The organism is Bizionia saleffrena (genome assembly GCF_008086175.1).
In the GTDB taxonomy this organism is placed as follows: domain Bacteria; phylum Bacteroidota; class Bacteroidia; order Flavobacteriales; family Flavobacteriaceae; genus Bizionia; species Bizionia saleffrena.
The window spans coordinates 1-23553 of sequence record NZ_VSKM01000003.1 but is presented as its reverse complement, the minus strand read 5'-3'; the positions used below and the strand labels follow the sequence as shown (position 1 = coordinate 23553).

The 23553-nt window shown below is 36.1% G+C and carries 20 protein-coding genes and 1 pseudogene; 12 read left to right on the top strand and 9 right to left on the bottom strand.

The genetic code is table 11. The annotated features are described in order from the left end of the window. Nucleotides 1-149: 149 nt before the first annotated feature. Both ES676_RS03055 and ES676_RS03050 read right to left on the bottom strand, forming a co-directional pair. Nucleotides 150-1355: a sensor histidine kinase gene (locus tag ES676_RS03055; protein ID WP_148368574.1), complete on the bottom strand. Its 1206-nt coding sequence runs from the start codon at nucleotides 1353-1355 to the stop codon at nucleotides 150-152. Nucleotides 1356-1514: 159 nt separating this feature from the next. Then, entirely contained in the window at nucleotides 1515-2177 is a 663-nt protein-coding gene (locus tag ES676_RS03050) for an HAD family hydrolase (RefSeq protein WP_148368573.1), read from the bottom strand. Between the two features lie 122 nt (nucleotides 2178-2299). On the opposite strand from ES676_RS03050, the gene ES676_RS03045 reads away from it, so the two are divergent. The 8 genes from ES676_RS03045 (at nucleotide 2300) to ES676_RS03010 (ending at nucleotide 8139) form a co-directional block, all read left to right on the top strand. Further along, nucleotides 2300-3085 (top strand): M90 family metallopeptidase, encoded by a 786-nt coding sequence (locus ES676_RS03045; RefSeq protein WP_148368572.1) that lies wholly within the window; start codon nucleotides 2300-2302, stop codon nucleotides 3083-3085. Further along, nucleotides 3085-3717 carry a Crp/Fnr family transcriptional regulator gene (locus ES676_RS03040; protein ID WP_148368571.1) on the top strand — a complete coding sequence of 211 codons (633 nt, stop codon included), beginning with the start codon at nucleotides 3085-3087 and terminating at the stop codon, nucleotides 3715-3717. Before ES676_RS03045 ends, ES676_RS03040 begins: the two co-directional genes overlap by 1 nt. Before the next feature lie 57 nt (nucleotides 3718-3774). Further along, complete coding sequence (locus ES676_RS03035; RefSeq protein WP_148368570.1) at nucleotides 3775-4575, top strand: sulfite exporter TauE/SafE family protein; 801 nt, start codon at nucleotides 3775-3777, stop codon at nucleotides 4573-4575. 67 nt (nucleotides 4576-4642) lie between these two features. Then, nucleotides 4643-6055, top strand: coding sequence for an MBL fold metallo-hydrolase (locus ES676_RS03030; RefSeq protein WP_148368569.1), 1413 nt, complete (start codon nucleotides 4643-4645; stop codon nucleotides 6053-6055). A 20-nt stretch (nucleotides 6056-6075) separates the two neighbouring features. Continuing rightward, a complete protein-coding gene (locus tag ES676_RS03025; RefSeq protein WP_148368568.1) occupies nucleotides 6076-6627 on the top strand; it encodes a YeeE/YedE family protein in 552 nt (183 codons plus the stop codon). Nucleotide 6628: 1 nt separating this feature from the next. After that, a complete protein-coding gene (locus ES676_RS03020; RefSeq protein WP_148368567.1) occupies nucleotides 6629-7045 on the top strand; it encodes a DUF6691 family protein in 417 nt (138 codons plus the stop codon). Nucleotides 7046-7255: 210 nt separating this feature from the next. Next, nucleotides 7256-7549 carry a thioredoxin gene (gene trxA / locus ES676_RS03015; protein ID WP_148368566.1) on the top strand — a complete coding sequence of 98 codons (294 nt, stop codon included), beginning with the start codon at nucleotides 7256-7258 and terminating at the stop codon, nucleotides 7547-7549. Beyond that, entirely contained in the window at nucleotides 7549-8139 is a 591-nt protein-coding gene (locus ES676_RS03010) for a class I SAM-dependent methyltransferase (RefSeq protein WP_148368565.1), read from the top strand. Before trxA ends, ES676_RS03010 begins: the two co-directional genes overlap by 1 nt. 375 nt (nucleotides 8140-8514) lie before the next feature. Here the strand turns inward: ES676_RS03010 and dnaN are convergent, their stop codons facing one another. The 4 genes from dnaN to ES676_RS02990 all read right to left on the bottom strand — a co-directional run bounded on the left by dnaN (nucleotide 8515) and on the right by ES676_RS02990 (nucleotide 13453). Beyond that, complete coding sequence (dnaN, locus tag ES676_RS03005) at nucleotides 8515-9633, bottom strand: DNA polymerase III subunit beta (protein ID WP_148368564.1); 1119 nt, start codon at nucleotides 9631-9633, stop codon at nucleotides 8515-8517. Between the two features lie 212 nt (nucleotides 9634-9845). Then, nucleotides 9846-12242, bottom strand: coding sequence for a gliding motility-associated ABC transporter substrate-binding protein GldG (gene gldG / locus ES676_RS03000; RefSeq protein WP_148368563.1), 2397 nt, complete (start codon nucleotides 12240-12242; stop codon nucleotides 9846-9848). A gap of 65 nt (nucleotides 12243-12307) precedes the next feature. Then, on the bottom strand, nucleotides 12308-12616 hold the full coding sequence (locus ES676_RS02995) for a putative quinol monooxygenase (RefSeq protein ID WP_148368562.1): 309 nt from the start codon (nucleotides 12614-12616) through the stop codon (nucleotides 12308-12310). Nucleotides 12617-12619: 3 nt separating this feature from the next. Next, entirely contained in the window at nucleotides 12620-13453 is an 834-nt protein-coding gene (locus tag ES676_RS02990; protein ID WP_148368561.1) for an SAM hydrolase/SAM-dependent halogenase family protein, read from the bottom strand. Nucleotides 13454-13573: 120 nt separating this feature from the next. Between ES676_RS02990 and ES676_RS02985 the strand changes: the two genes are divergently transcribed. Continuing rightward, on the top strand, nucleotides 13574-14527 hold the full coding sequence (locus ES676_RS02985; RefSeq protein ID WP_148368560.1) for a PhoH family protein: 954 nt from the start codon (nucleotides 13574-13576) through the stop codon (nucleotides 14525-14527). A 168-nt stretch (nucleotides 14528-14695) separates the two neighbouring features. Beyond that, nucleotides 14696-15652 carry a phosphoribosylaminoimidazolesuccinocarboxamide synthase gene (locus tag ES676_RS02980; protein ID WP_148368559.1) on the top strand — a complete coding sequence of 319 codons (957 nt, stop codon included), beginning with the start codon at nucleotides 14696-14698 and terminating at the stop codon, nucleotides 15650-15652. 101 nt (nucleotides 15653-15753) lie between these two features. Here the strand turns inward: ES676_RS02980 and ES676_RS02975 are convergent, their stop codons facing one another. Continuing rightward, the gene (locus ES676_RS02975; protein ID WP_148368558.1) at nucleotides 15754-17028 is read right to left on the bottom strand and encodes a chloride channel protein; all 1275 of its coding nucleotides are present in this window, start codon (nucleotides 17026-17028) and stop codon (nucleotides 15754-15756) included. Between the two features lie 109 nt (nucleotides 17029-17137). Here ES676_RS02975 and ES676_RS02970 point away from each other — a divergent pair, with 109 nt between their 5' ends. Then, a complete protein-coding gene (locus ES676_RS02970; RefSeq protein WP_148368557.1) occupies nucleotides 17138-18514 on the top strand; it encodes an alanine/glycine:cation symporter family protein in 1377 nt (458 codons plus the stop codon). Between the two features lie 74 nt (nucleotides 18515-18588). Further along, nucleotides 18589-20502 (top strand): annotated as a pseudogene (gene acs, locus ES676_RS02965) (acetate--CoA ligase); the annotation flags it as partial. 310 nt (nucleotides 20503-20812) lie between these two features. Here acs and ES676_RS02960 read toward each other — a convergent pair. Together ES676_RS02960 and ES676_RS02955 are read right to left on the bottom strand one after the other, a co-directional pair. Beyond that, nucleotides 20813-21700, bottom strand: a complete 888-nt coding sequence (locus tag ES676_RS02960; RefSeq protein ID WP_148368555.1) for a PorP/SprF family type IX secretion system membrane protein — start codon at nucleotides 21698-21700, stop codon at nucleotides 20813-20815. 18 nt (nucleotides 21701-21718) lie between these two features. Then, nucleotides 21719-23553: gliding motility-associated C-terminal domain-containing protein (locus tag ES676_RS02955; RefSeq protein WP_148368554.1), on the bottom strand; the 1835-nt coding region annotated here is incomplete at its 5' end.

The following is a 23553-nucleotide window of genomic DNA, read 5'->3' as shown; positions in this document are numbered from 1 at the left end:
GGGCTTTATCGTAAACAAAGGGTTGACCTATTTAAATAACTATATATTATAATAGACAGAAGTGGTAGGCGTCAGCTCACTATTTATTGGCATAAATGATTTAGATTCTTATACTGTTACTTACTAATAATGTCTTTCTGCGATGGATATTAGCTTTTTGCGATTGTAAAATTAAATGACGTACCGATGCCTTCTTCAGATTCAAAACTTATTTCTCCGTCTTGATTATTGATGAGTTTTTTTACTGCGGCTAAACCAATCCCTGATCCGATGTTGCCGTACCTGTCTTTTTCTCCAACCACTTCAAAAAGATCAAAAATTATAGGAATAAATTTTGCAGGGATGCCGTTACCATTGTCCTTAACGATAAAATGGTAATAATCCTTAGTGTCTTTACAAAATATTTCGATTTTTACTTCTGGCTTATTGTTATACTTAATAGCATTGGTAACTAAATTTACTAAAACTTGAAGTAAAACTGATTTATTAGCAGTAATATATTCGGTTTCTGTGTTGTAATTATAGGTAATATTGTCCTTTTTATTATCAGATATTTTCTTGATAATATTAATTAAATCACTAAATAAAATAACTTCTTTTTTTCGATTCAGCAGTTCATCATTTTCGTAAAAGGTGTACAACCCATCTATATAATCTTTTAATGCGTAGCTAGAAGTTTTTAGGTAATCAATATATTCTAAGGACGATTTATTTAGTATTCCTCTGTTTTCTTCAGCTAATAAATCGGTTAAAGAAATAATATTTGCTAGCGGCGATTTTAAGTCGTGAGACACAATATCTGTATACTTTTTTAAATCAGTATTTCGTTTTTCTAATTTATCTTGCAATTGTAATAACTGCATATTTTGCAAATGTTTTTCAAAAAGAATAACAACTTGCTTTGCCAATGTTTTTAATGCCTTTATTTGCGCGTCATCGAGTTGCCTTGGTATGTGGTCGAACACACAGAGGGTTCCTAACTTATAGCCTTGAGGATTAACCAATGGTACGCCTGCATAAAAAACGGCATCGTGCTCTGTAACAAAGGGGTTGTCTGCAAATCGTTCGTCTTCTCTCGCGTCTTCAACAATTGTTATATCAGACTCTGAAAGTATAGCGTGTGCGCAAAAGGATATTTTTCTTGGCCATTCGTTTAATTCGGTTCCCTTATGAGATTTGAAAAAATTACGATCATAATCGAGTAACGTAATTAAACTAATAGGAGCATCTAAAATATACGACGTTATAGAAGTGATGTTGTCATAAGTTTCTTCAGGAAGCGTGTTTAGTAATTTATAGGTATCAACAGCCTTCTGACGGTGATCCTCATTGTCTGGAAATTTAGCGACTGTCATTTATTTTTGTTTTTTTATTCGCAGATAAATATATACTAAATAGGGTTTAGTTTACTGAAATTCGATGTTTTATTTTGTTTTCTATGCGCTCATTTTATTTATATAATGGGGTAATAAACCAAATCCCATAAAGTGTTATATCTTTATGATGAAACTGTTTTAGAACACCATTGTGTTTTTTACGATATTGAAATTAATTTCATTAAAATGATTAATAACGCGGTCTGCTTGCGAATAATCTTGATTTTTAGAATTTAAACTATCGTAGCCCACGCAGTAAATTCCTGCCGATTTTGCTGCTTTTATACCGTTAGTAGAATCCTCAATAACAAAGCATTCATTTTTGTTTATCCCTGCAGTATCTGCCGCTTTTTCAAAAATTTCAGGATGTGGTTTAGACGCTTTTAAGTCGGCACCACTTAATTTCGCTTTAAAATAATAGTCTAATTCAAAACGTGTAAAGACATTATTAATAGTAAACATAGAGGCCGATGAAGCCAAAATTAAAGTTAAACCATTGTTGTGATAGTCTTTAATAAGGTCTAAAATACCTGGTAGTAATTGTAAACTAGGATCGTTATGAAAAAGGGACGTAAAGCTTGTTCTTTTGTGTTGTACTAAATCTTCGGGGTTGCAGTCTAAACCAAACGTATCGCACAGTGCTTTACAGACATTTAAAGTCGATTGCCCAGTAAACGATTCGTATAATTTCCGCGACACCTCCATATTATAGTGTTCAAACATCATATAATATGCTTTAGTATGTAACGGTTCTGTGTCTACAATAACACCATCCATATCAAAAAGAACTGCTTTAATCATATTATAAAGAATTTTAAAAGCGCTAATATAACTACTATTTTACTGCTCTTGTTAATCTTATTATAAAGAATATTTATAACTTGAATATATTATTTACATTTCAGTTTTAGCTCTATATTTTTATGATTTACATTATACTTTTTATTATTTTAGTTGGTTTTGGTATTTTTGCCTTTTCTAAATTGAAACGCAAAGATGTCGCTCCTTTTCCTAAACATTGGGGTCCTGTTTTAGAGGCTGAAGTCGCGTATTATAACATCTTGTCATCTTCCGAAAAACAGCGCTTTAGAAAACGAATGATGGCTTTTTTAAGCGAAGTTACTATTGAAGGTGTAAAGTTAGAACTAGAAGATTTAGATCGTATTCTAATAGCTGCAAGTGCCGTAATTCCGGTGTTTGGCTTTAAGGAATGGTATTATAATAATTTAAGTGGTATTATTTTGTATCCCGATACTTTTAATAGTGATTTGCAATTCGCAGACCAAAATAAAGACAGACGCATTTTAGGGATGGTCGGTAACGGGCGTTTCGAAAACCAAATGTTATTGTCGCGTCGTGCGTTACGTCAAGCTTTTAAAAACGACACCGATAAATTAAACACGCCAGTGCACGAGTTTGTGCATTTAATAGATAAAATGGATGGCATAACAGATGGTATTCCTGAGCAATTATTGGGACGCGATTATATAAAACCGTGGTTAGAATTAATGCATCATGAAATGCAAGCCATTAATAATGATACTTCAGATATAAGAAAATATGCTAGTTTTAATGAAGCTGAATTTTTCGCCGTTGTTTCAGAATATTTTTTCGAGAGACCACAACTTTTTAAAAAAAAGCATCCAGAGTTGTTTAAAATGTTAGTTTTATGCTTTCAACAACAACCCGGTAAAAAACGTAAAAATTAATGTTAGACGATTTAAAACACCATTACGGCTATCTTTTTGAAGATGAGCTACTCAACGAAATTACAGCGGTAGGTGTGTTAAAAACGGTCCGTGCCGACGAGATTCTTATGGATATCGGCGAAACAGTAACGATGATTCCTTTGGTGTTAGCTGGAGCAATAAAAATTTTTAGAGAAGATACTAACGGTGACGATTTACTGCTTTATTTTATAGAGCAGGGCGATACCTGTGCGATGACACTGACGTGTTGCTTAGGCGTTAAAAAGAGCGAAATTCGTGCTATTGCCGAAACAGATACTACTTTATTAATGATTCCAGTGGCGTATATGAGTTTGTGGATGTCGCGCTATACTTCTTGGCAAAACTTTATTTTACAGAGCTATCATGAAAGATTAACGGAGCTTTTAGAGGCTTTGGATGCCGTTGCTTTTTTAAAACTCGACGAACGGCTATTAAAATATTTACGCGACAAGGCTATGATTAATCATAATGACACTATACACGTTACACACCAAATTATTGCTCAAGATATGCATACGTCTCGTGTGGTTATTTCTAGGTTATTAAAAACGTTAGAAAATGACAAAAAAATTGAGTTAAACAGAAATCAAATTAAAATCTTAGACTTGTAACATTTATCACTTAAAAATCTTATTATCTAAAGTATATTTGCACCAATACTCAAAACTATGGATTTCTTACACATTCTAGGCTATTTTGGAGCTTTAATTATTGGTTTGGTTATGGGGCTCATTGGTGGTGGTGGTTCTATTTTGAGCGTGCCTATTTTTGTGTACCTTTTTGCATTCAATCCTATAATTGCGACGTCTTATTCTTTATTTATGGTCGGTGTTTCTTCTAGTTTTGGTGCCTTTAAAAATTACAGAAAAAATAATATCAATTTTAAAATGGCTTTTCTATTCGCTATTCCAGCGTTTATAGTCATTTATTTAACACGTCGTTATTTTTTACCAGAAGTGCCAGATCAGTTGTTTTCAATTGGTACTTTCAACGTAACTAAAGGCTCAGCTATAATGCTATTATTTGCCGTTGTTATGTTGTATTCCGCTACAGTAATGCTGAAAAGGAGTACAGAGATTGTAGTAAACAATAATAGAGCGTCTTATAATATTCCTAAAATTGTGTTTCAAGCCGCCGTAATTGGTTTCTTTACGGGGTTAATCGGTGCGGGCGGAGGTTTTGTTATCGTACCTGCACTAATACTTTTAGGAAATCTAACAATGAAGCAAGCCGTAGGCACTTCATTATTTATCATTTCCATTAACTCTTTAATAGGGTTTACTGGCGATTTTGGACATTTAAATATTGATTGGCTGTTTTTACTTAGTTTTACAGCAATAGCGGTGGTTGGTATTTTAATAGGAACCTCACTGGCTAATAAGGTGGAAGGTGCTAAGTTAAAAAAAGGCTTTGGGTGGTTCGTTTTAGTAATGGCGATCTTTATTTTAGTTAAAGAACTCGTATTCTAGTGCAACATAAGTCCCCTTTTAAATTAATTGTAAATGCTATTTTTGTAATAGCTAAAAATAAAATAAAATGAAAATAGAACAAATTTATACAGGATGCCTATCACAAGGCGCATATTATATTGAAAGTAAAGGAGAAGTCGCTATTATAGATCCATTACGTGAGGTCGATAATTACATAGAGATTGCAAAGAAAAATAATGCCGCTATAAAATATATTTTTGAAACACATTTCCATGCCGATTTTGTTAGCGGGCATTTAACGCTTTCTGAAAAAACAGGCGCTCCAATTGTATATGGGCCAACGGCGAACCCAAAGTTTGAGGCTATAATAGCAACAGACGGACAAGTTTTTAAGTTGGGTAATATTACTATTACAGCGTTACATACTCCGGGTCATACTATGGAGAGTACAACGTATTTAGTAAAAGACGAAAACGGAAAAGACCACGCTATTTTTAGTGGGGATACCTTATTTTTGGGTGATGTTGGACGACCTGACTTAGCGCAAAAAGCGGCTAGTATGACAATGGAAGATTTAGCAGGATTATCTTTCGATAGTTTACGTGAAAAAATTATGCCCTTAGCCGATGATGTTACGGTATACCCCGGCCACGGTGCAGGTTCTGCTTGTGGTAAAAATATGATGAAGGAAACCGTCGATACTTTGGGTAACCAAAAGCAAATGAATTACGCGTTACGTGCCGATATGACCAGAGACGAATTTATTGCTGAAGTAATTGATGGCTTATTGCCTCCACCATCGTATTTCCCCTTAAACGTTAAGCTTAATAAAGAAGGCTACGAGCATATTGATAAAATTATAGAAAAAGGAACAAATGCACTTACCCCTGATGCTTTCGAAGCAGCAGCAAATACATCTGAAGCTTTAGTTTTAGACGTACGTCATCAGTCCGATTTTATAATAGGTCATATCCCGAGATCTATATTTATCGGCTTAAAAGGAGGTTTTGCGCCGTGGGTTGGAGCTCTAATTCAAGACGTAAAACAACCCTTATTATTGGTGGTTGATAACGGTCAAGAAAAGGAAGCCATTACGCGTTTATCTCGTGTAGGTTTCGATAATACTATTGGGTACTTAGACGGTGGAATAGCAGCGTGGAAAGCATCAGGTAAAGCCATGGATTCTATGGAATCTATTTCGGCCATCGAATTCAAATCACGTTTAGAATCTCAAGACATTCCTGTATTCGACGTTAGAAAAGAAGGCGAATTTGAAGCTGGACATATTGATATAGCGAAATCAACTCCTTTAGATTTTTTAAACGAGCATTTAAGCGAATTACCTGAAAAGGAACCGTTTTATGTGCATTGTGCAGGAGGATATCGCTCGGTGATTGCGTCTTCAATTTTAAAAAGTAGAGGTATACATAATCTAATAGAGGTTGCAGGCGGTATGGGTGCCATCAAAGAAGCCGGTATTCCTATAACAGATTTCGTTTGCCCCTCAACTTTAAAATAATTATACAATTTCTTAGATAAATGGAGTATTTATACAGCGCATGGCCTTGGTATGTATCAGGGCCTTTAATTGCAGGTGCTATGGTCTTACTTATTTTAATGGGTAAGAAATTTGGTATGTCTTCCAACTTAAGAACGTTATGTTCTATTGGCGGTGCAGGAAGGCTGGTCGAGTTTTTTAGATTCGATTGGAAAAAGGACCAATGGAATCTCTGGGTTGTGGTTGGTGTTATTGCCGGTGGTTTTGTAGCGCTTCAGTTAAGCCCAAATGCGCCGCAAATAAACGAAGATATTGTTATACAACTTCAAGAATTAGGTATTAACAGTACCAATAGCAGTTTTTTGCCTACCGAGTTATTTAGTTTAGACGCTTTATTAACGATTAAAGGCTTTTTAATTTTACTTATTGCAGGGTTTTTAGTGGGGTTTGGGGCCCGTTATGCTGGCGGATGTACTTCTGGCCACGCCATTTCAGGACTTAGCAATTTGCAAGTGCCCTCCTTAATAGCCGTAGTTGGTTTTTTTATTGGTGGTTTAGTAATGGTTCATTTACTATTTCCTTTAATTTTTTAATATGAAAAAAGTGTTATCATTTTTAGCAGTAGGGTTTTTGCTTGGCGTTCTTTTTATCAAATCTGAAGTTGCGTCTTGGTTTCGTATTTACGAAATGTTCCAATTTAAAAGTTTTCATATGTACGGCGTAATAGGCTCTGCAGTAGTCTTAGGAATTATCGCGGTACAGTATTTAAAATACAAAAAGGCCTTAGATTTTTCTGGCGAAACTATTACAATAGTACCCAAAGAGAGGAGTATAGCGCGTTATTTAATAGGTGGTATTATTTTCGGATTAGGATGGGCATTAGCCGGCGCTTGTCCCGGCCCTATGTTCGTGCTTATAGGAACAGGTTTTGTAAGTGTTTTAGTATTGATTTTTGGAGCCTTGTTAGGTACCTTTGCTTATGGTGCTATTCGTAATAAATTACCGCATTAATTAGATTTAGAATTGGTTAACGATTCTCTAGTTTTAATGAATTTAGAAGCGCAATATAATAATAGAGAACATTTTAGTGATAGACTATCAAGCGTGATTAAAATTTTAAGTGTTCCGTTATAAATTTAGTTTAAAGTTACTGTGTTGCTTTGTGTTTGTTCGCGAACGCACTATCTTTAGTTTGAGTTTAACCCGTTAAAAAAAAGTATTATGACATCATTTTCAGAAATTATAAATAAAGACACACCCGTATTAGTAGACTTTTTTGCAACGTGGTGTGGCCCGTGTCAAACGATGTCGCCCATTTTAAAAGCGGTTAAAGATACATTGGGTGATAACGTATCAATTTTAAAAATTGATGTGGATAAAAATAAAGCCTTAGCTTCAAAATTTCAGGTGCGCGGTGTACCCACTTTTATTCTTTTTAAGAACGGAAAACAGGTCTGGAAACAGTCCGGGCTAATTCAAAAAAAAGAGCTTATACAAATGATACAGTCAGCCTAATGGAATGGTCAAAAAGCTATTGGAACGACCGTTATAAAGCAGAAGAGATAGGTTGGGATTTGGGTCAAGTATCACCGCCTTTAAAGGCCTATTTCGATGGGTTGCCAGAAAGCGACAAAGCAATAACAATTTTAATTCCTGGTGGCGGTAACGCTTACGAAGCTGAATATCTACACCATCTCGGGTTTAAAAATGTGTTTGTTGTCGATGTTTCGGAACGTGCGCTGTTGAATTTTAAAACCCGTGTACCAAGTTTCCCGGAAGAACACCTTTTGCATCAAAATTTTTTTGAAGTAGAACTCACGTTTGATCTCATAATTGAGCAAACTTTTTTCTGTGCGTTAGATCCTAAATTACGACCAGATTATGCCCGAAAAATGCACGAATTACTCACAGTAAATGGTATGGTAACAGGGCTGCTATTTAATTTCCCCTTAGCGTCAACACAGCCGCCGTTTGGTGGAGAAACCTTAGAATACCTTACGTATTTCGAGCCGTATTTTAAAGTGACTGTAATGGAGCCGTGTTATAATTCTATTGAAAGTCGCGCAGGGAAAGAGTTGTTTTTTAGTTTAACAAAACAGAAGTAGGGGCTTAGTAGCGTTGTAATGGTCTTTTAACGTCTTATCTATTAGTAAAAACAAACACTCTTCATTTCCAGTGAAATTGTTTTCACAATTTTGTATCGAGAACAGTATTACGTGTATATTAAAGTCTAAACTTTATTTACAAAACTCCGCGACACCTTTTTATCCTATCGCGAAAACGACGCGAAGGGACGGAAATAAGAAGCACTAAAACGGGGTTCGCCAATAGACTCAACATTTACCATTCTCTTTTTTACTATGCTGTATAGTGAACAACATAGAAACACTACAAAAAACAAAAAAAAAACGCTAACTTTTTAAAGTGAGCGTTTTTTGTTTACAGCTTTAGTATAAACTGTTATCTTTAAGAGAGAACGATTAGCTATTAAGCATCACGGGCATAACAAGCATAGTTACGTGTTCGCCTTCGTCTAAACCATCAATGGGAGTTAAAATTCCCGCTCTATTAGGCATACTCATTTCTAATTGTACTTGGTCTGAGTTTAAGTTGTTTAACATTTCTGTTAAGAAACGAGAGTTAAACCCGATTTGCATATCATCACCTTGGTAGTCGCAAGTTAAACGCTCTTCGGCTTTATTACTATAATCAATATCTTCCGCAGAGATATTTAATTCGGCTCCAGCAATTTTTAAACGAATTTGGTGTGTTGTTTTATTCGAAAATATACTTACACGTTTTACCGAACTTAAAAATTGAGAACGGTCGATACTAAGTTTATTCGGGTTTTCTTTTGGTATTACCGCTTCGTAATTTGGATATTTTCCATCAATTAAACGACAAACTAATACCGTATTTTCAAAAGTGAATTTTGCATTAGATTCGTTGTACTCGATAGTTACATTTTCATCGCTAGCCGCTAAAATTCCTTTTAATAAAGTTAACGGTTTTTTCGGCATAATAAATTCTGCCTGTTGCGATGCGCTAACATCCTGACGTGTATATTTTACTAATTTATGGGCATCGGTGGCTACAAATGTTAAGTTATCTGTAGAAAACTGAAAGAATACACCACTCATTACTGGTCTTAAATCGTCGTTACCCGCAGCAAAAATAGTTTTGCTAATGGCAGTCGCTAAAATATCACCGGCAATGGTAGTTGAACTCGGCTCTTCTAAAGTAATAGCTTTCGGAAACTCCGCGCCATCGGCGTAAGCTAAAGCATATTTACCGTGATTAGAACTAATTTCAACGGTGTTGTTGTCTTCAATAACAAACGTTAAGGGTTGTTCTGGAAATGTTTTTAAAGTGTCTAAAAGTAAACGCGCAGGAATAGCAACGCTACCCTCACTGTCACTTTCTATATCTAAAACAGAAGACATTGTCGTTTCTAAATCACTAGACGACACCGTTAATTTTGAGTGGTCGATGTCAAATAAAAAGTTGTCTAATATAGGTAAGGTATTCGAACTGTTAATAACACCACCTAAAACTTGGAGTTGTTTTAGTAAATAGGTACTTGATACTATAAATTTCATGTGATTGCTTTATTTTTAAAGGGTAAATGTGCTGCTCTTTTTTTATAAGATACATTCCAGAAATATAATCTTTAGAGAACTACCATTCCATTTGTAAGTGGTCGTTTACTAAAGATAAATTACTATTACAAATATATTATTTAACATCCTAATACTGAAACAAACTTATTAACACTTACAAATGTTAAAAACGTATTATTAAGCACTATTTTCTAAGCCGTTTTCGCATATTTGTTACGTCTATAATAATAGAATAAAACACCGAAAACACCTAGGAATACTAATGGTAGAAGAATATTTATGACTTGCCATTTCGTTTTTTCGTCGGCAATTTTTTGCTGATCTAAAAAGGCAACTTTCACTTCTTTAGAACGAATGTTTATAAGTCCGTCGTCGTCTAATAGGTAATTTACGGCATTTAATAGAAATTCCTTATTACCATAGGTTTCCTTGGTCCATTTGTCGAAACCTAAACTCAACGGCCCACTTCTGTCAATGTCATTCTTAATCACATCGCCATCGGCAATAACAATCATTTTGGTGGGCACACTCGTGTTTTTCTCTTCGGAAAGCCTAAGGGGTTTTACACGGTTTTTATAGGCCGAAGTAAATTCGCCTTCTAGAAGCACCGCCAAATTTTGAGCTTTTTTATTGAAGAGTTTCGAATCGGGTTCTTGTAAAGCAAATGCTAAACTTATTTCCAATGGCGTACCTTCTAACCGTGCAGGAGCGTCAGACTTTAATAGAATCGTTTTAGAGATGTTATTTTTTAAGGTGTCTATTTGATTGGCGAAGTCGAACTTTACCAAATTAATATTATTAGAAATAGGATGATTGGTATCGCTCATTCCCAAGGGGGAATACGGCCAATTGAATAATTGAATTTTTGAGCGTTCACTTTCACCACTTTCTAAAGCAATACGACCAATATTTTGGCTTTTTACACTGGTTAATAACGGATTGACACGTACACCATATTTAAAAAAGAAATCGGTTAAATTCAAGTCGCGAGGAATAGCCACATTTTTACCTTCAAGATTGAATAAACTATCCTTTTCCATAGTAATGGCATCAATTAGCCATAAACTTTTGCCGCCATGCATGGTGTATTGATCTAGTACAAATTTTTCGTGCTCGGTAAACGCTTCAGTAGGTTTTGCCGCAATAATTAAATCGTAATCATTTAAGGCTGATGCTGTTTTTTGCGGACTCACAGCGACGCTATCCAATGTAAAAGGCGCGATGAAATAATAGTCGCGTAAGGTGGTTACAAAGTCGGCAATGTATTGGTTTGGCATTTCTCCGTTTCCTTTTAAAACCGCGATTTTACGTTTTTTAGGAGTGATTAGTTTCCCTAATCCATCGGCAATAGCATACTCTAAATGCTGTACAGAATTGGTTACCAGTTCTTGTTGGTCGGCGTTGACTTTATATTTTACCAATGCTATTTTTACGGTCTCACCATTATAGCTCGCTAGTGCCCAAGGGAAAATAATGGCCTGCGATTGCTTGCCATTTTCTTGTACATTTACTTGCATGGGCGTTAACCCACGCGCATTTAATTGTTCGATGTTACGCTCGCGTGTCGCCTCATCTTCAATCGGATTTAAAAAATTATATGAAATATTGTTATTGTAAGCCGAGAACTCTTCTAGCATCTGTCGTGTTTCTGACTGTAAGCGTCTAAATTCCGAAGGAAATCCTTCACCTTCTAAAAACACATCGATAACAATAGGAGAATCAATTTCTTTTACACTATTTAAGGTCGCATCGCTAAGCGTGTAACGGTTATCTGAAGTTAAATCAAAACGACTATACACAGAACTACTTAAAAAGTTAAGAGCCACTAGCGCAACAGGTACTATAGCGATTATCGCCCATTGTATAGCTTTCGAAGCTTCACTATTCACCCGTTTTACGGTAAAGAATAAAAATAGCGCTGTCACACTTAAAAAGTAGATGATATCGCGGGTGTCTAAAACGCCACGGCTCATACTTTTATAATGCGAACTCATTCCCAACTGTTCTATAAAACGACTCGAAGTAACCTCGGCAATACCTTCAAAACCCACATAAAAAAAGAAGCATAAAAAAACAGCGCTAATAAAAGCGACGATCTGGTTATCGCTTAATGTCGAAGCAAAAACACCGATTGCGGTGTACGCCGCGATTAAAAATAACAACCCGAAATATGAGCCTAAAGTGCTTCCTATATCTAAATTTCCAATAGGGTTACCTAATTGATAAATGGTAACGACGTAGAGTAGTGTTGGTAGTAATGCTAATAGAATAAGTACGATTGCACCAAAGTATTTACCGAGTACAATGTGTAAATGACTAATGGGTTTGGTGAGTAAAAGCTCTAAAGTTCCTTGTTTTTTCTCATCGCTAAAACTGCGCATCGTTACAGCAGGAATTAGAAATACAAGAATCCAAGGTGCTAATAAAAAAAACGAATTCAGATCGGCAAAACCATATTTTAAAATATTAAACTCGCCTTTAAAAAGCCATAAAAACAGACCATTTAACAACAAGAAAATAGCAATGACTAAATACCCAATTGGCGATGCAAAAAAGGATTGTATTTCTTTTTTTAATATGGCAAACATAGTGAGTTTGTTTAAATTATTAACGCGTTGCTAATTATTGCAACGCCTACTTATCGACTTTAATTTTACTTTAAAGACGCTAATTTGTTTACGCTCCAAGCTTCTGGTTTGTCGCAAAACAAAGGCTTGGTTTCTGCCCAAACACTTTTAAAAAGTGCGGAGTGCCGGTAATTTTCTAAATCGGCTTCAGTAGACCAATAACTATACGTAAAAAAGATATTTGTATTGTTTTTATCGCGGTAAAGCTCTAAGAAATTACAGCCTTCAAAATTGCGAATGCGCTGTTTTACAAGTTCGAAATTAGATAAAAATAAAGGAATATTTTCTTCGGCGAACGTTAATTTTACAATGCGTACTAAGTCGGTTGTTATCATTTGTTATTCAATAAAATTTACAGTTACGGTGTCTCTTAATTTTAAGCCCATTAAGGTGCTTGCTCCACCTACGGTTACGGTGTTACTTTTATAAATGGCAATTTCTAAATAGCTGGACGAGTTAAAAACAACTAGTGCACGGCCTTCATCATTTCTTTCACTTTCTGGCGTATCAAAATTAATAATATCACTGTATTTAGAATGTATTGCTTTCAGTTTATGGTTTCTTGCCGAAATAATAAACGGGCGCCCTTTTTGTATCGCTTCAAAAAACGATTGTTTAATATTACTAATCACATTTCCGTAATTATCGATATAGATAATACTTCCAATAATTTGCGATTGCTCTTCGTTAACATGTGGCTTAATTTCGGTAATGGGTTTAATCTGTTCTATCCGTTTCCCTATCACGTCCAACGTGCCACCGCGAGCGATATGGCAGGCTACTTTTACAAAAACATCTAACACTGGAAAGCTCGATTCTATACGATCATGAATATTAATTTCTACAATTTGTTCGGGCGCTATTTCGGCACAAATCATACTCATAATTCCGTTATTAGCACAAATAAAATAATGGCCGTCTAGCTTGACGGCAATATGCTTATTTTCAATATTAAGCTCAGAATCAATACCAATAATATGTATGGTTCCTTTAGGAAAACTACTGTACGCACTTTGAATAATATAAGCGGCTTCCGGAATGCTAAATGGTGCCACAGAATGAGAGATATCAACAACCGTAACGTCACGTAATTCACTATAAATAGCTCCCTTTACCGCGCCAGAAGAGTGATCTTTCTCTCCAAAGTCTGTTGTTAAAGTAATAATTGCCATGGATTAATTGTTGATATTTTTTTTATTATTAAACACAAAATTGTGTAAGTTTGTTAAGCTAGTTTTCGGAAACAAAACTAATAAAACTTAACAGATTAATTTAATTAAATCGTCTCGCTTTTGAATGAAATTATTATAGAACTTGAAGAAGTTACGCCAAGAGATTTTTTTGGAGATAGTAACGCCAATATAGAACTCTTAAAAAAGTACTTTCCTAAACTTAAGATAGTCGCTCGAGGTAATAAAATTAGGGCTTATGGCGACCAAGAGTTGTTAGAAGAATTCGATAAACGCATTACCATGCTTATTAAGCATTTCGGCAAATACAACAAGCTAGACGAAAACGTTATAGAGCGAGTACTTACCAGCGAAACTAGCGACGATTATAAAACATCCGATAAAAGTGGCGAAGTGCTACTGCATGGCGTTGGCGGTAAACTTATAAAAGCACAAACGGCAAACCAGCGCAAACTGGTGGAGCTCGTGCGTAAAAACGATATGGTTTTTGCGATAGGTCCAGCCGGAACCGGAAAAACGTATACCGGTGTTGCTCTAGCCGTTCAAGCACTAAAAAATAAAGAAGTAAAACGAATTATTTTAACCCGTCCAGCCGTAGAAGCGGGCGAAAATCTTGGCTTTTTACCTGGCGATTTAAAAGAGAAACTAGATCCCTATATGCAACCCTTATACGATGCGCTGCGCGATATGATTCCTGCCGAAAAGCTAGAGAGTTATATAGAAAATGGTACCATACAAATCGCCCCATTAGCCTTTATGCGCGGTCGTACGCTAGATAATGCCTTCGTAATATTAGACGAAGGACAGAACACCACACACAACCAAATGAAAATGTTTTTAACCCGTATGGGTAAAAACGCGAAATTTTTGCTCACTGGCGATCCCGGACAAATCGATTTACCAAGACGTACCGTTTCCGGCCTTAAAGAGGCCCTTTTAATATTAAAAGATGTAGAAGGAATAGGAATGGTTTTCTTAGACGAAAAAGACGTCATTCGTCATAAATTGGTCAAGAGAATAATCGGTGCTTACAAGCAAATAGAAAATATAGATTAGTTTTTTAATTAGAAGCTATTTCCTGCTTTCGGCAGTCGCTTTTTTATATTTTTGAAAAATAAAAAAAGAGCTCCAACAAAGCCTCAATCAGGGCTAGGGGTAAAGTCCTTAGTATTAGAATAGGCCTTAGCGCTTTTATTACAACACAACAACAGCACAACAAAAACAATGTCAACTCAAACAATTACAGATTCCAATTTTAATTTCCCTGGTCAACACAGCGTTTACAAAGGAAAAGTAAGAGCCGTTTACAGCTTAGAAAACGATATTTTAGTAATGGTCGCTACCGATAGGTTAAGCGCTTTCGATGTCGTTATGCCAAAAGGTATTCCTTTTAAAGGGCAAATCCTTAATCAAATCGCTACTAAATTTATGGCACAAACCGAAGATTTAGTACCAAATTGGTTAATTGCGACTCCCGATCCTAACGTAGCCGTTGGGCATTTATGCGACCCTTTTAAAGTCGAAATGGTTATTCGTGGGTATATGTCGGGTCACGCAGCTCGCGAATATAAAGCAGGAAAAAGAATACTTTGTGGTGTTGCTATGCCAGAAGGAATGAAAGAAAACGATAAGTTTCCTGAGCCTATTATTACACCAGCTACCAAAGCAGAAATGGGCGATCACGATGAGGATATCTCTCGCGAAGACATCATTAAAAAAGAAATTGTTAGCGAAGCGGATTATTTAGTCTTAGAAGATTATACCCGTAAATTATTTCAGCGTGGTACAGAAATCGCAGCCTCTCGGGGCTTGATTTTAGTCGATACGAAATACGAATTCGGTAAAACTAAAGGTGGTAAAATCGTTTTAATTGATGAAATCCATACGCCAGATTCTTCACGTTATTTTTATGCAGACGGGTATCAAGAGCGTCAGGATAAAGGAGAAACCCAAAAACAATTGTCTAAAGAGTTTGTACGCCAATGGTTAATCGCTAATGAGTTTCAAGGTCTAAAAGGACAATCTGTTCCAGAAATGAGTGACGCGTATATTACGACCGTTTCAGAACGATATATCGAGCTTTACGAAAACATAATGGGCGAACCGTTTGTAAAAGCAGATGTTTCTAATATTCAGGAACGTATTCAAAACAATGTAGAAGCGTTTTTAAAAACGTTATAAGGTAGTGAGTATTTATACCTCTTTAACACTTTCAACTAATAACAAAAAAGACCTTGCCTTCGCAGGGTCTTTTTTTTGTACTTTTTAAAAGAATCCTTTCGTTACTCATTTTCTTCTTCCAACTGCGATCGGATAAAAGGAATTCTTGGCGCTAGAAAATAGCCTGTTAAGCTGGCGAAAAGAATAGGGATAAAATAAGAAAATCCGGTTAGGGTTGCTAACAAAATCGTGGTGCTCATTGGCGTACGCGTCACACAAGCATTTATACCGGCCATGCAGCTCACAATCGTTAAAGTTAGATTAGTGTTTGGAAACAGCTGATGAATAATCAGTCCTAAGGTCGTTCCTACAAAAAACAATGGGATAATAAATCCACCACGCCAGCCCGATGTAACGGTTACGGCAATCGCTATAATTTTAAAAACTAAAATAGCCACTAAGGTTGTTAGGGGTAAACTCTGACTAAGAAGCTCGTTAATTTCGTGGTGCCCAAAATAGCGTGTTAAAGGTAAATAGTAAGCAATTACTCCCAGAATAACACCACCAATAGTTGTTTTTACATAAATAGGAATCGTAAAGCGTTCAAACACTTTTTTAAAGAATTTGGTACAGTAAATAAATAGCCAGCCCATAAAGGTTCCGGCGAGAGCAAATAAAACGGCGTAAGCAAAATCGAAAACCCCGTCGTATTCGTAAGCAGATAACGTCCAAGTGGATCCCAAACCTATTTCGATAATAATGGCAAATACCACATAACTAAAACTACTGGCTACCAACGCTGGGATAATGGCTTTGTAATATTCAACAGCGTGTTTATGATGTAATATTTCTAATGAAAATAAACTCCCACCCAGTGGCGCACCAAATAGAGCGGTGAAGCCAGAAGCCATTCCAGCAATACTTAAGGAACGGAGTTCTTCACCTTTAAGTCGGAATAATTTCCCTAACCATGTTCCTGTAGATCCTGTCACTTGTATTAGAGGTGCTTCGGGGCCTAAACTGCCTCCAGAAGCAACACATAGTAAAGAAGATAATACCATAGACGGATTGTTTTTCGGGTCCAATTTACCGTTATTAAAACGGATGTTATTCACTATTAAATGAATCTCGCCCGGATCTCCAATCCAATGAATAATTAATCCTGCCAAAAGCCCACAAATAGTCATTGCAGGTATCACTTGCCATCCTTCAAAAAAAGCAATTGTATGCGTTAAATAGTCTAAAATTAGCCAATAAGAACTGGCAATCAATCCACCCATTACACCTAATAACGCCCATAATAAAAAGGTTCTATTAAATACAAACGGATTAAACCTAATGGGTTTATCTAATATATTTAGATAGGTAACGAGTTGTTTTTTGCGTTTTAGTTTCACTATAAATCCCTATTTTAAGACTACTAATAACGTGTTAAAATTTAGTTTTCGTTATAAAAGTAAATCAGTTTTAATACATTTATGCAAACTTACTTTACTTAGACAATATATGCAATTAGTTAATGAGATTATAGAGCGCTTTGCGTCATTTGTTTGGGGTTTACCCTTATTAATTTTGTTGATTGGTGGCGGATTGTATCTGCTCATATTATCTCGGTTTTTACCATTCCGATATTTAGGACACGCCATTCAAGTAGTATTAGGGAAATATGATAATGCCAACGACCCGGGAGATATTAGTCATTTTCAGGCCTTAACCACTGCGTTATCGTCTACCATTGGTATGGGGAATATCGCAGGGGTAGCCGTTGCCATTTCTATTGGTGGTCCCGGTGCTGTATTCTGGATGTGGATTAGTGCCGTTATCGGTATGTCGACAAAATTCTTTACTTCGAGTTTAGCAGTTATGTATCGCGGAAAAGATAGTAATGGCGATATTCAAGGTGGCCCGATGTATTTTATTACTGAAGGTTTAGGCAAACGGTGGAAACCTTTAGCTGTCTTTTTTAGTTTATGTGCGATGGTTGGTGCCTTACCCGTTTTTAATGTGAACCAATTAACCCAAGCCATTAATGGTATTTTATTGGTGCCTAATGGGGTGGAAGTATCGACTTACACTAATTTAATGATAGCGGGTGCTTTAGTCCTTATTACTAGCATCGTTATATTAGGTGGTATTAGTAGAATTAGTAAGGTCGCTTCGACGTTAGTTCCGGCTATGGTGATTTTGTATTTCGTGTTAATCCTTTATATTTTAGTGCTAAATAGTGAGGTGGTTCCTGGCTATTTCAAACTCATTTTCACAGATGCTTTTGCTGCCGATTATTTTAAAGGCGATCGGTTTTTAGGCGGATTAACGGGAGGATTAATCTTATTAGGGGTTCGTCGTGGCGCTTTTAGTAATGAAGCTGGAATAGGTATGGCACCAATGGCACACGGCGCTGCAAAAACTTCCGAGCCTATTCGGGAAGGGTTAGTCGCAATGTTAGGACCAGCGATCGATACACTTATTGTCTGTACTTTAACGGCAATGGCGATTTTAGTTACGGGCGTTTGGCAAACCACCGATGCTAATGGGGTTTCTTTAACCGCTTCGGCTTTCGATTCTGCCATACCAACGTTTGGTAATTATTTATTACTACTTTGTATTGCGGTATTTAGCGTGTCGTCTTTATTTTCATATTCGTATTACGGTACAAAATGTATGTCTTTTCTATTTGGCGCCCATAATAAGAAGTATTATAATTATATTTATATTCTGAGTATTATAGTAGGAGCAACGACCTCGTTAGGATTAATTATAAACTTAATCGACGGTTTCTTTGCCCTAATGGCAATACCAACAATGTTGGCAACCCTAATTTTAGCACCAAAAGTACTCAAGGAAGCCAAACGTTATTTTAATAAGATGAAGTTAAATCACTAGTGTTTATTTACTACCTTCTATTTTTATGATTTTACGTTTATAATTTTAAAAGTTAAAAGTTAAAAGTTAAAAGTACTATTATGAGTAATTACCATATAAAACATTTAGAAGAATATTTTCAAGTATACCGTAAATCGGTACGCGAACCTGAGAAATTTTGGGAAGAAATAGCCGAAGAACATTTTCTCTGGCGTAAAAAGTGGGATTCGGTTTTAAAATGGGATTTCAAAACGCCAGAAGTAACGTGGTTTGAAGGGGCGAAATTAAACATTACCGAGAATTGTATCGATAGACATTTGGCGACTCGAGGCGATAAAACAGCCATTCTATTCGAACCGAATGATCCTAAAGATCCCGCAGAGCATATTACGTACAGACAATTATACGAACGTGTTAATCAGTTTGCTAATGTGTTAAAAGCGGAAGGCGTTAAAAAAGGAGATCGTGTGTGCATTTATGTACCAATGATTCCAGAGTTGGCCATTTCTATTCTGGCCTGTGCGCGTATTGGCGCTATTCACTCGGTGGTCTTCGCAGGGTTTTCTGCCACCGCTTTATCCACTAGAATTAACGATAGCGACTGTAAGTTAGTTATTACGTCTGATGGGTCTTACAGAGGTGCAAAAACGATAGATTTAAAAGGTATCGTTGATGAAGCTTTAGACTCTTGCCCGGGAGTGTTAACAGTGTTAGTAGCAAAACGTATTCAATCGGATATTGTAATGAAAGACGGGCGTGATAAATGGTTACAACCTTTATTAGATGCCGCTTCAAAGGAAGGGGACGCTGAAATAATGGATGCTGAAGATCCGTTGTTTATTTTATATACATCGGGATCCACTGGGCAACCTAAAGGGATGGTGCATACTACGGCTGGCTATATGGTATATACAGCGTACACCTTTAAAAATGCGTTTCAATATCGCGAGAATGATGTGTATTGGTGTACCGCAGATATTGGTTGGATTACTGGGCATAGTTATATTGTTTATGGACCATTAGCCAATGGAGCAACTACCGTTTTATTTGAAGGCGTACCCAGTTATCCTGATTACGGTCGTTTTTGGGACGTCGTTCAAAAGCATAAAGTTTCACAATTTTACACTGCTCCAACAGCCATTAGAGCCCTGGCAAAACAAGGTGCGGAAATCATAGAGAATTACGATTTATCGTCATTAAAAGTATTAGGCACGGTGGGTGAACCGATTAATGAAGAAGCTTGGCATTGGTATAATGAAAATGTGGGCAAAGGTAAAAGTCCGATAATAGATACGTGGTGGCAAACGGAAAATGGTGGGATAATGATTACACCGATACCGTATGTAACGCCAACGAAACCCACCTATGCAACGTTGCCATTTATTGGAATACAACCTGCTTTAATGGGCGATAATGGTGAGGAATTAATAGGAAATCAAGTGGAAGGACGCTTGTGTATAAAATTTCCTTGGCCAAGTATTGCACGTACTATTTGGGGCGATCATAAACGGTATAAAGAAACATATTTTACGGCTTACGAGAATATGTATTTTACTGGTGATGGTGCTTTGCGTGATGAGGTTGGCTACTACCGAATAACAGGCCGTGTGGATGATGTGATTATTGTATCGGGACATAATTTAGGAACTGCACCTATTGAAGATGCTATTAACGAGCATCCTGCCGTTGCCGAGTCGGCTATAGTTGGATTCCCGCACGATATTAAGGGAAGTGCTTTATATGCATACGTCACGTTAAAAGATGTTGGCGAAAGTCGCGATCATTCCAATTTGAAAAAGGAAATAAATCAGTTGATTTCAGATCGTATTGGAGCGATTGCTAAGCTAGAGAAGATTCAGTTTACTTCGGGATTACCAAAAACAAGAAGCGGAAAAATTATGCGTCGTATTTTACGTAAAATAGCAGAGAAAGATACTTCTAATTTAGGGGACACAAGTACCTTATTAAATCCTGAATGTGTAGAAGAAATTATTAAGAATGCGTTGTAGAGTTTGGGCGTAAGATGAGTAGTTATAATCTTCTCGTGGTTATCAACTACATATTTCGCTATAATTGTAATTGGTTAAATAGTAGATTTAAGAGGTTTTATAAGTATAGATTTATCTAGTATTAAACACGTTTTTGAGAATGGCGCAAAAAGGCTTGAATTGTCATGAAATAATGTGGATTTATCACATCTATTACTTTCTATTATCTCAAAGAAGAAAAGAACAATATTTGACTTAAACAAAAAAAAGAGCATACGAGAAGTATGCTCTTTTTACTTTATAATTAATTTTTATTGTAAGTGTTGAAAAATTAAAGACTCAATCTCATTAAAACCTCGTGAGTTCCATTGTCTATACTTCTAATTGAATTTTCCAATGGTGTTTCATAAGCATAACCTATTTGTAATGCATTAGAAGCTTTAAACATTAAAAGACCACTTATGCTTTCATCAATTCTGTAAGCGGCACCGAGATCAAAATATTTATTAAATTCTAATAAAGCAGTTAAGTCAATAGATAAAGGAGAAGCTTCAACATGTCTAATTAAGACGCTAGGCTTTAAAATTATATTTTCTGTGATAATAAAATTATAGCCTCCAGATAAATAAACATGAACTTTATCGGTACCTACAGTGGCTATTCCATTTTCTTCTTCTAATCTGTCAGGGCTTAGAATTCTAGGAACCGAAAAGGATATAAAACAGTCATTATGTTTTAAATAAACACCAGCTCCAATGTTTGGATTGAGTTGGCCACTAAGATTCATAAGGTTGGGATCTTGTTCTATGCTATATGTTATTAAACCCCTCGTGTTTGCATCGTAAGAGTTTAATCCTGCTTTAATACCAAAATATAAATCATAATTATCATTTAGCTTTAAAAGATAAGAAAAATCTAAAGCAACAGATGTTTGATTTTCTATAAAGGTTTTATCGTTAATTATTGATAAACCAAGCCCTACATTTTTACCTAATGGGATTCCAAAAATAAAGCTTTGTGTTTCCGGCGCTCCTTTAACATTGGACCATTGGCTTCGGACGCTGGCACCAAAATCAATAGTTTCGTTGGCTCCGGCGTACGCGGGGTTTATTAAATTCATACTATAACGGTACATTGTATAGCTAGGGTCTTGTTGAGCACTTACTGTCGTGGCTATAAATAAGCCCAACATTAAAATAACTTTATATAAATATTTCATTTAATTGACGTTTTTTTATTAATAATTGATAAATATCCAACCTTGTAATATTGCTGAACCATTTCCTAGGTCAATTATATACAAGTAAGACCCGGGCGGAACTTTTTCGGAATTAGATTTATAAATTCCGTTCCAATCGTTTTTATAGCCTTTAGACGCATACACCTCATGACCCCACTTGTTATAAACTTTAACAATAGAATTGGTGTAGCTATCAATCCCTGGAATTAACCATAAATCATTTATATTATCACCATTTGGTGTGAATGCCTCAGCTGGAACTATTAATGGTTCACTAACAAAAGGAGAACTATCATTGTAGTCGAGAATACCGTCGTTATCGTCATCAAAATCGCAAGAGTCAGCTATTAAATCTCCGTCGAAATCACTACCAGTTACGGTTAGTATTACAATTTCTGTATACACATTTCCTGAAGAGTCGGTCGCTGTCAAGTTAATTGAGTAATCTCCTAAGTCAGCACAGTCAAAATTACTTTGGTCAATAATTAGGCTTGAGATGCTACAATTATCATAACTTTCAACTATAAACTCTTCTGCGATAACACTTCCTAAACCGTTTTCATCTAGCTCTATGGTTAAGTCTTGAGTAAAAAGTACTGGTAATATATTGTCTTCTACTGTAATTATTGTTTCTGCTATCGAGCTATTGCCACTAGAATCTATTACGGTTAAAGTAACCGTATTATCTCCTAAGTTATCACATGTAAAAGTATCTAAGTCGATAGTCATTGATGCTATTGAACAATTATCAGTTGAACCATTATCTATAGTATCAGCATTAATGAAAATAGCAGTTCCTTCTTCATCCAATTGAATAGTGAAAGGCGTAATTGCTAACGCAATAGGAGCAATATTATCTTCAACTTGGACTGTCGCTGTAGCTTGTGATTCATTACCATTGATGTCGGTTATTGTTAAAGTCACTGTATTTGAACCAAGGTTTACACACGAAAAGTCGTAGATATCTAAAAGATAGGTAGCAATACCACAATTATCTGTTGATACATTATCTATTTGTGAAGGAGTAATACTTGCTACTCCGTTTTCATCTAATTCTACAACAATATCTTGAGTTATAATCGATGGGGCCACAGTATCCTCTACAGTCACAATTGCTGTAGTAGTATCACTATTACCATTAAAATCTGTTACCGTTAAAGTCACTGTATTTCCTCCAATGTTTTCACAAGAAAACGACGTGATATCTAAACTGAAACTTTCAATTCCACAAGCATCCGTTGAAACATTATTAATTTGTTGAGGTGTTATGGTTGTCGTTCCAGCTGCATTTAGTTGTACTGTAATGTTTTGTGTTACAGCTGTTGGAGCTGTTACGTCTGCCAATGTTACATCGAAAGTTGTAGTGTTTGTGTTTCCGTTGCCGTCATCTGCCGTAAGGGTAATGGTTTGCACGGTATTGTGCCCACTAATTACAGTGCCCACAGTTGGTGATTGACTTAGAGTTGCGGTTCCACAATTATCGGTAGCTGTTGTTAATCCTGAATACTCTGGAATAGAGAATTCGCAACTTGCGTCTACATTTTCGGTAATGTTATCTACCGCAGTTAATGTTGGTATTATGGAATCTGCCAATGTTACATCGAAAGTTGTGGTGTTCGTGTTTCCGTTGCCGTCATCTGCCGTAAGGGTAATGGTTTGCACGGTATTGTGCCCACTAATTACAGTGCCCACAGTTGGTGATTGACTTAGAGTTGCGGTTCCACAATTATCGGTAGCTGTTGTTAATCCTGAATACTCTGGAATAGAGAATTCGCAACTTGCGTCTACATTTTCGGTAATGTTATCTACCGCAGTTAATGTTGGTATTATGG

Bases quoted from the DNA above. Each gene is read 5' to 3' on its own strand.
- ES676_RS03045 (WP_148368572.1), top strand. From the start codon at position 2,300: ATGATTTACATTATACTTTTTATTATTTTAGTTGGTTTTGGTATTTTT.
- ES676_RS03030 (WP_148368569.1), top strand. From the start codon at position 4,643: ATGAAAATAGAACAAATTTATACAGGATGCCTATCACAAGGCGCATAT.
- ES676_RS03040 (WP_148368571.1), top strand. From the start codon at position 3,085: ATGTTAGACGATTTAAAACACCATTACGGCTATCTTTTTGAAGATGAG.
- dnaN (WP_148368564.1), bottom strand. From the start codon at position 9,633: ATGAAATTTATAGTATCAAGTACCTATTTACTAAAACAACTCCAAGTT.
- ES676_RS02995 (WP_148368562.1), bottom strand. From the start codon at position 12,616: ATGATAACAACCGACTTAGTACGCATTGTAAAATTAACGTTCGCCGAA.
- ES676_RS03025 (WP_148368568.1), top strand. From the start codon at position 6,076: ATGGAGTATTTATACAGCGCATGGCCTTGGTATGTATCAGGGCCTTTA.
- ES676_RS02980 (WP_148368559.1), top strand. From the start codon at position 14,696: ATGTCAACTCAAACAATTACAGATTCCAATTTTAATTTCCCTGGTCAA.
- gldG (WP_148368563.1), bottom strand. From the start codon at position 12,242: ATGTTTGCCATATTAAAAAAAGAAATACAATCCTTTTTTGCATCGCCA.
- ES676_RS03020 (WP_148368567.1), top strand. From the start codon at position 6,629: ATGAAAAAAGTGTTATCATTTTTAGCAGTAGGGTTTTTGCTTGGCGTT.
- ES676_RS02960 (WP_148368555.1), bottom strand. From the start codon at position 21,700: ATGAAATATTTATATAAAGTTATTTTAATGTTGGGCTTATTTATAGCC.
- trxA (WP_148368566.1), top strand. From the start codon at position 7,256: ATGACATCATTTTCAGAAATTATAAATAAAGACACACCCGTATTAGTA.
- ES676_RS02970 (WP_148368557.1), top strand. From the start codon at position 17,138: ATGCAATTAGTTAATGAGATTATAGAGCGCTTTGCGTCATTTGTTTGG.
- ES676_RS02990 (WP_148368561.1), bottom strand. From the start codon at position 13,453: ATGGCAATTATTACTTTAACAACAGACTTTGGAGAGAAAGATCACTCT.
- ES676_RS03035 (WP_148368570.1), top strand. From the start codon at position 3,775: ATGGATTTCTTACACATTCTAGGCTATTTTGGAGCTTTAATTATTGGT.
- ES676_RS03050 (WP_148368573.1), bottom strand. From the start codon at position 2,177: ATGATTAAAGCAGTTCTTTTTGATATGGATGGTGTTATTGTAGACACA.
- ES676_RS03055 (WP_148368574.1), bottom strand. From the start codon at position 1,355: ATGACAGTCGCTAAATTTCCAGACAATGAGGATCACCGTCAGAAGGCT.
- ES676_RS03010 (WP_148368565.1), top strand. From the start codon at position 7,549: ATGGAATGGTCAAAAAGCTATTGGAACGACCGTTATAAAGCAGAAGAG.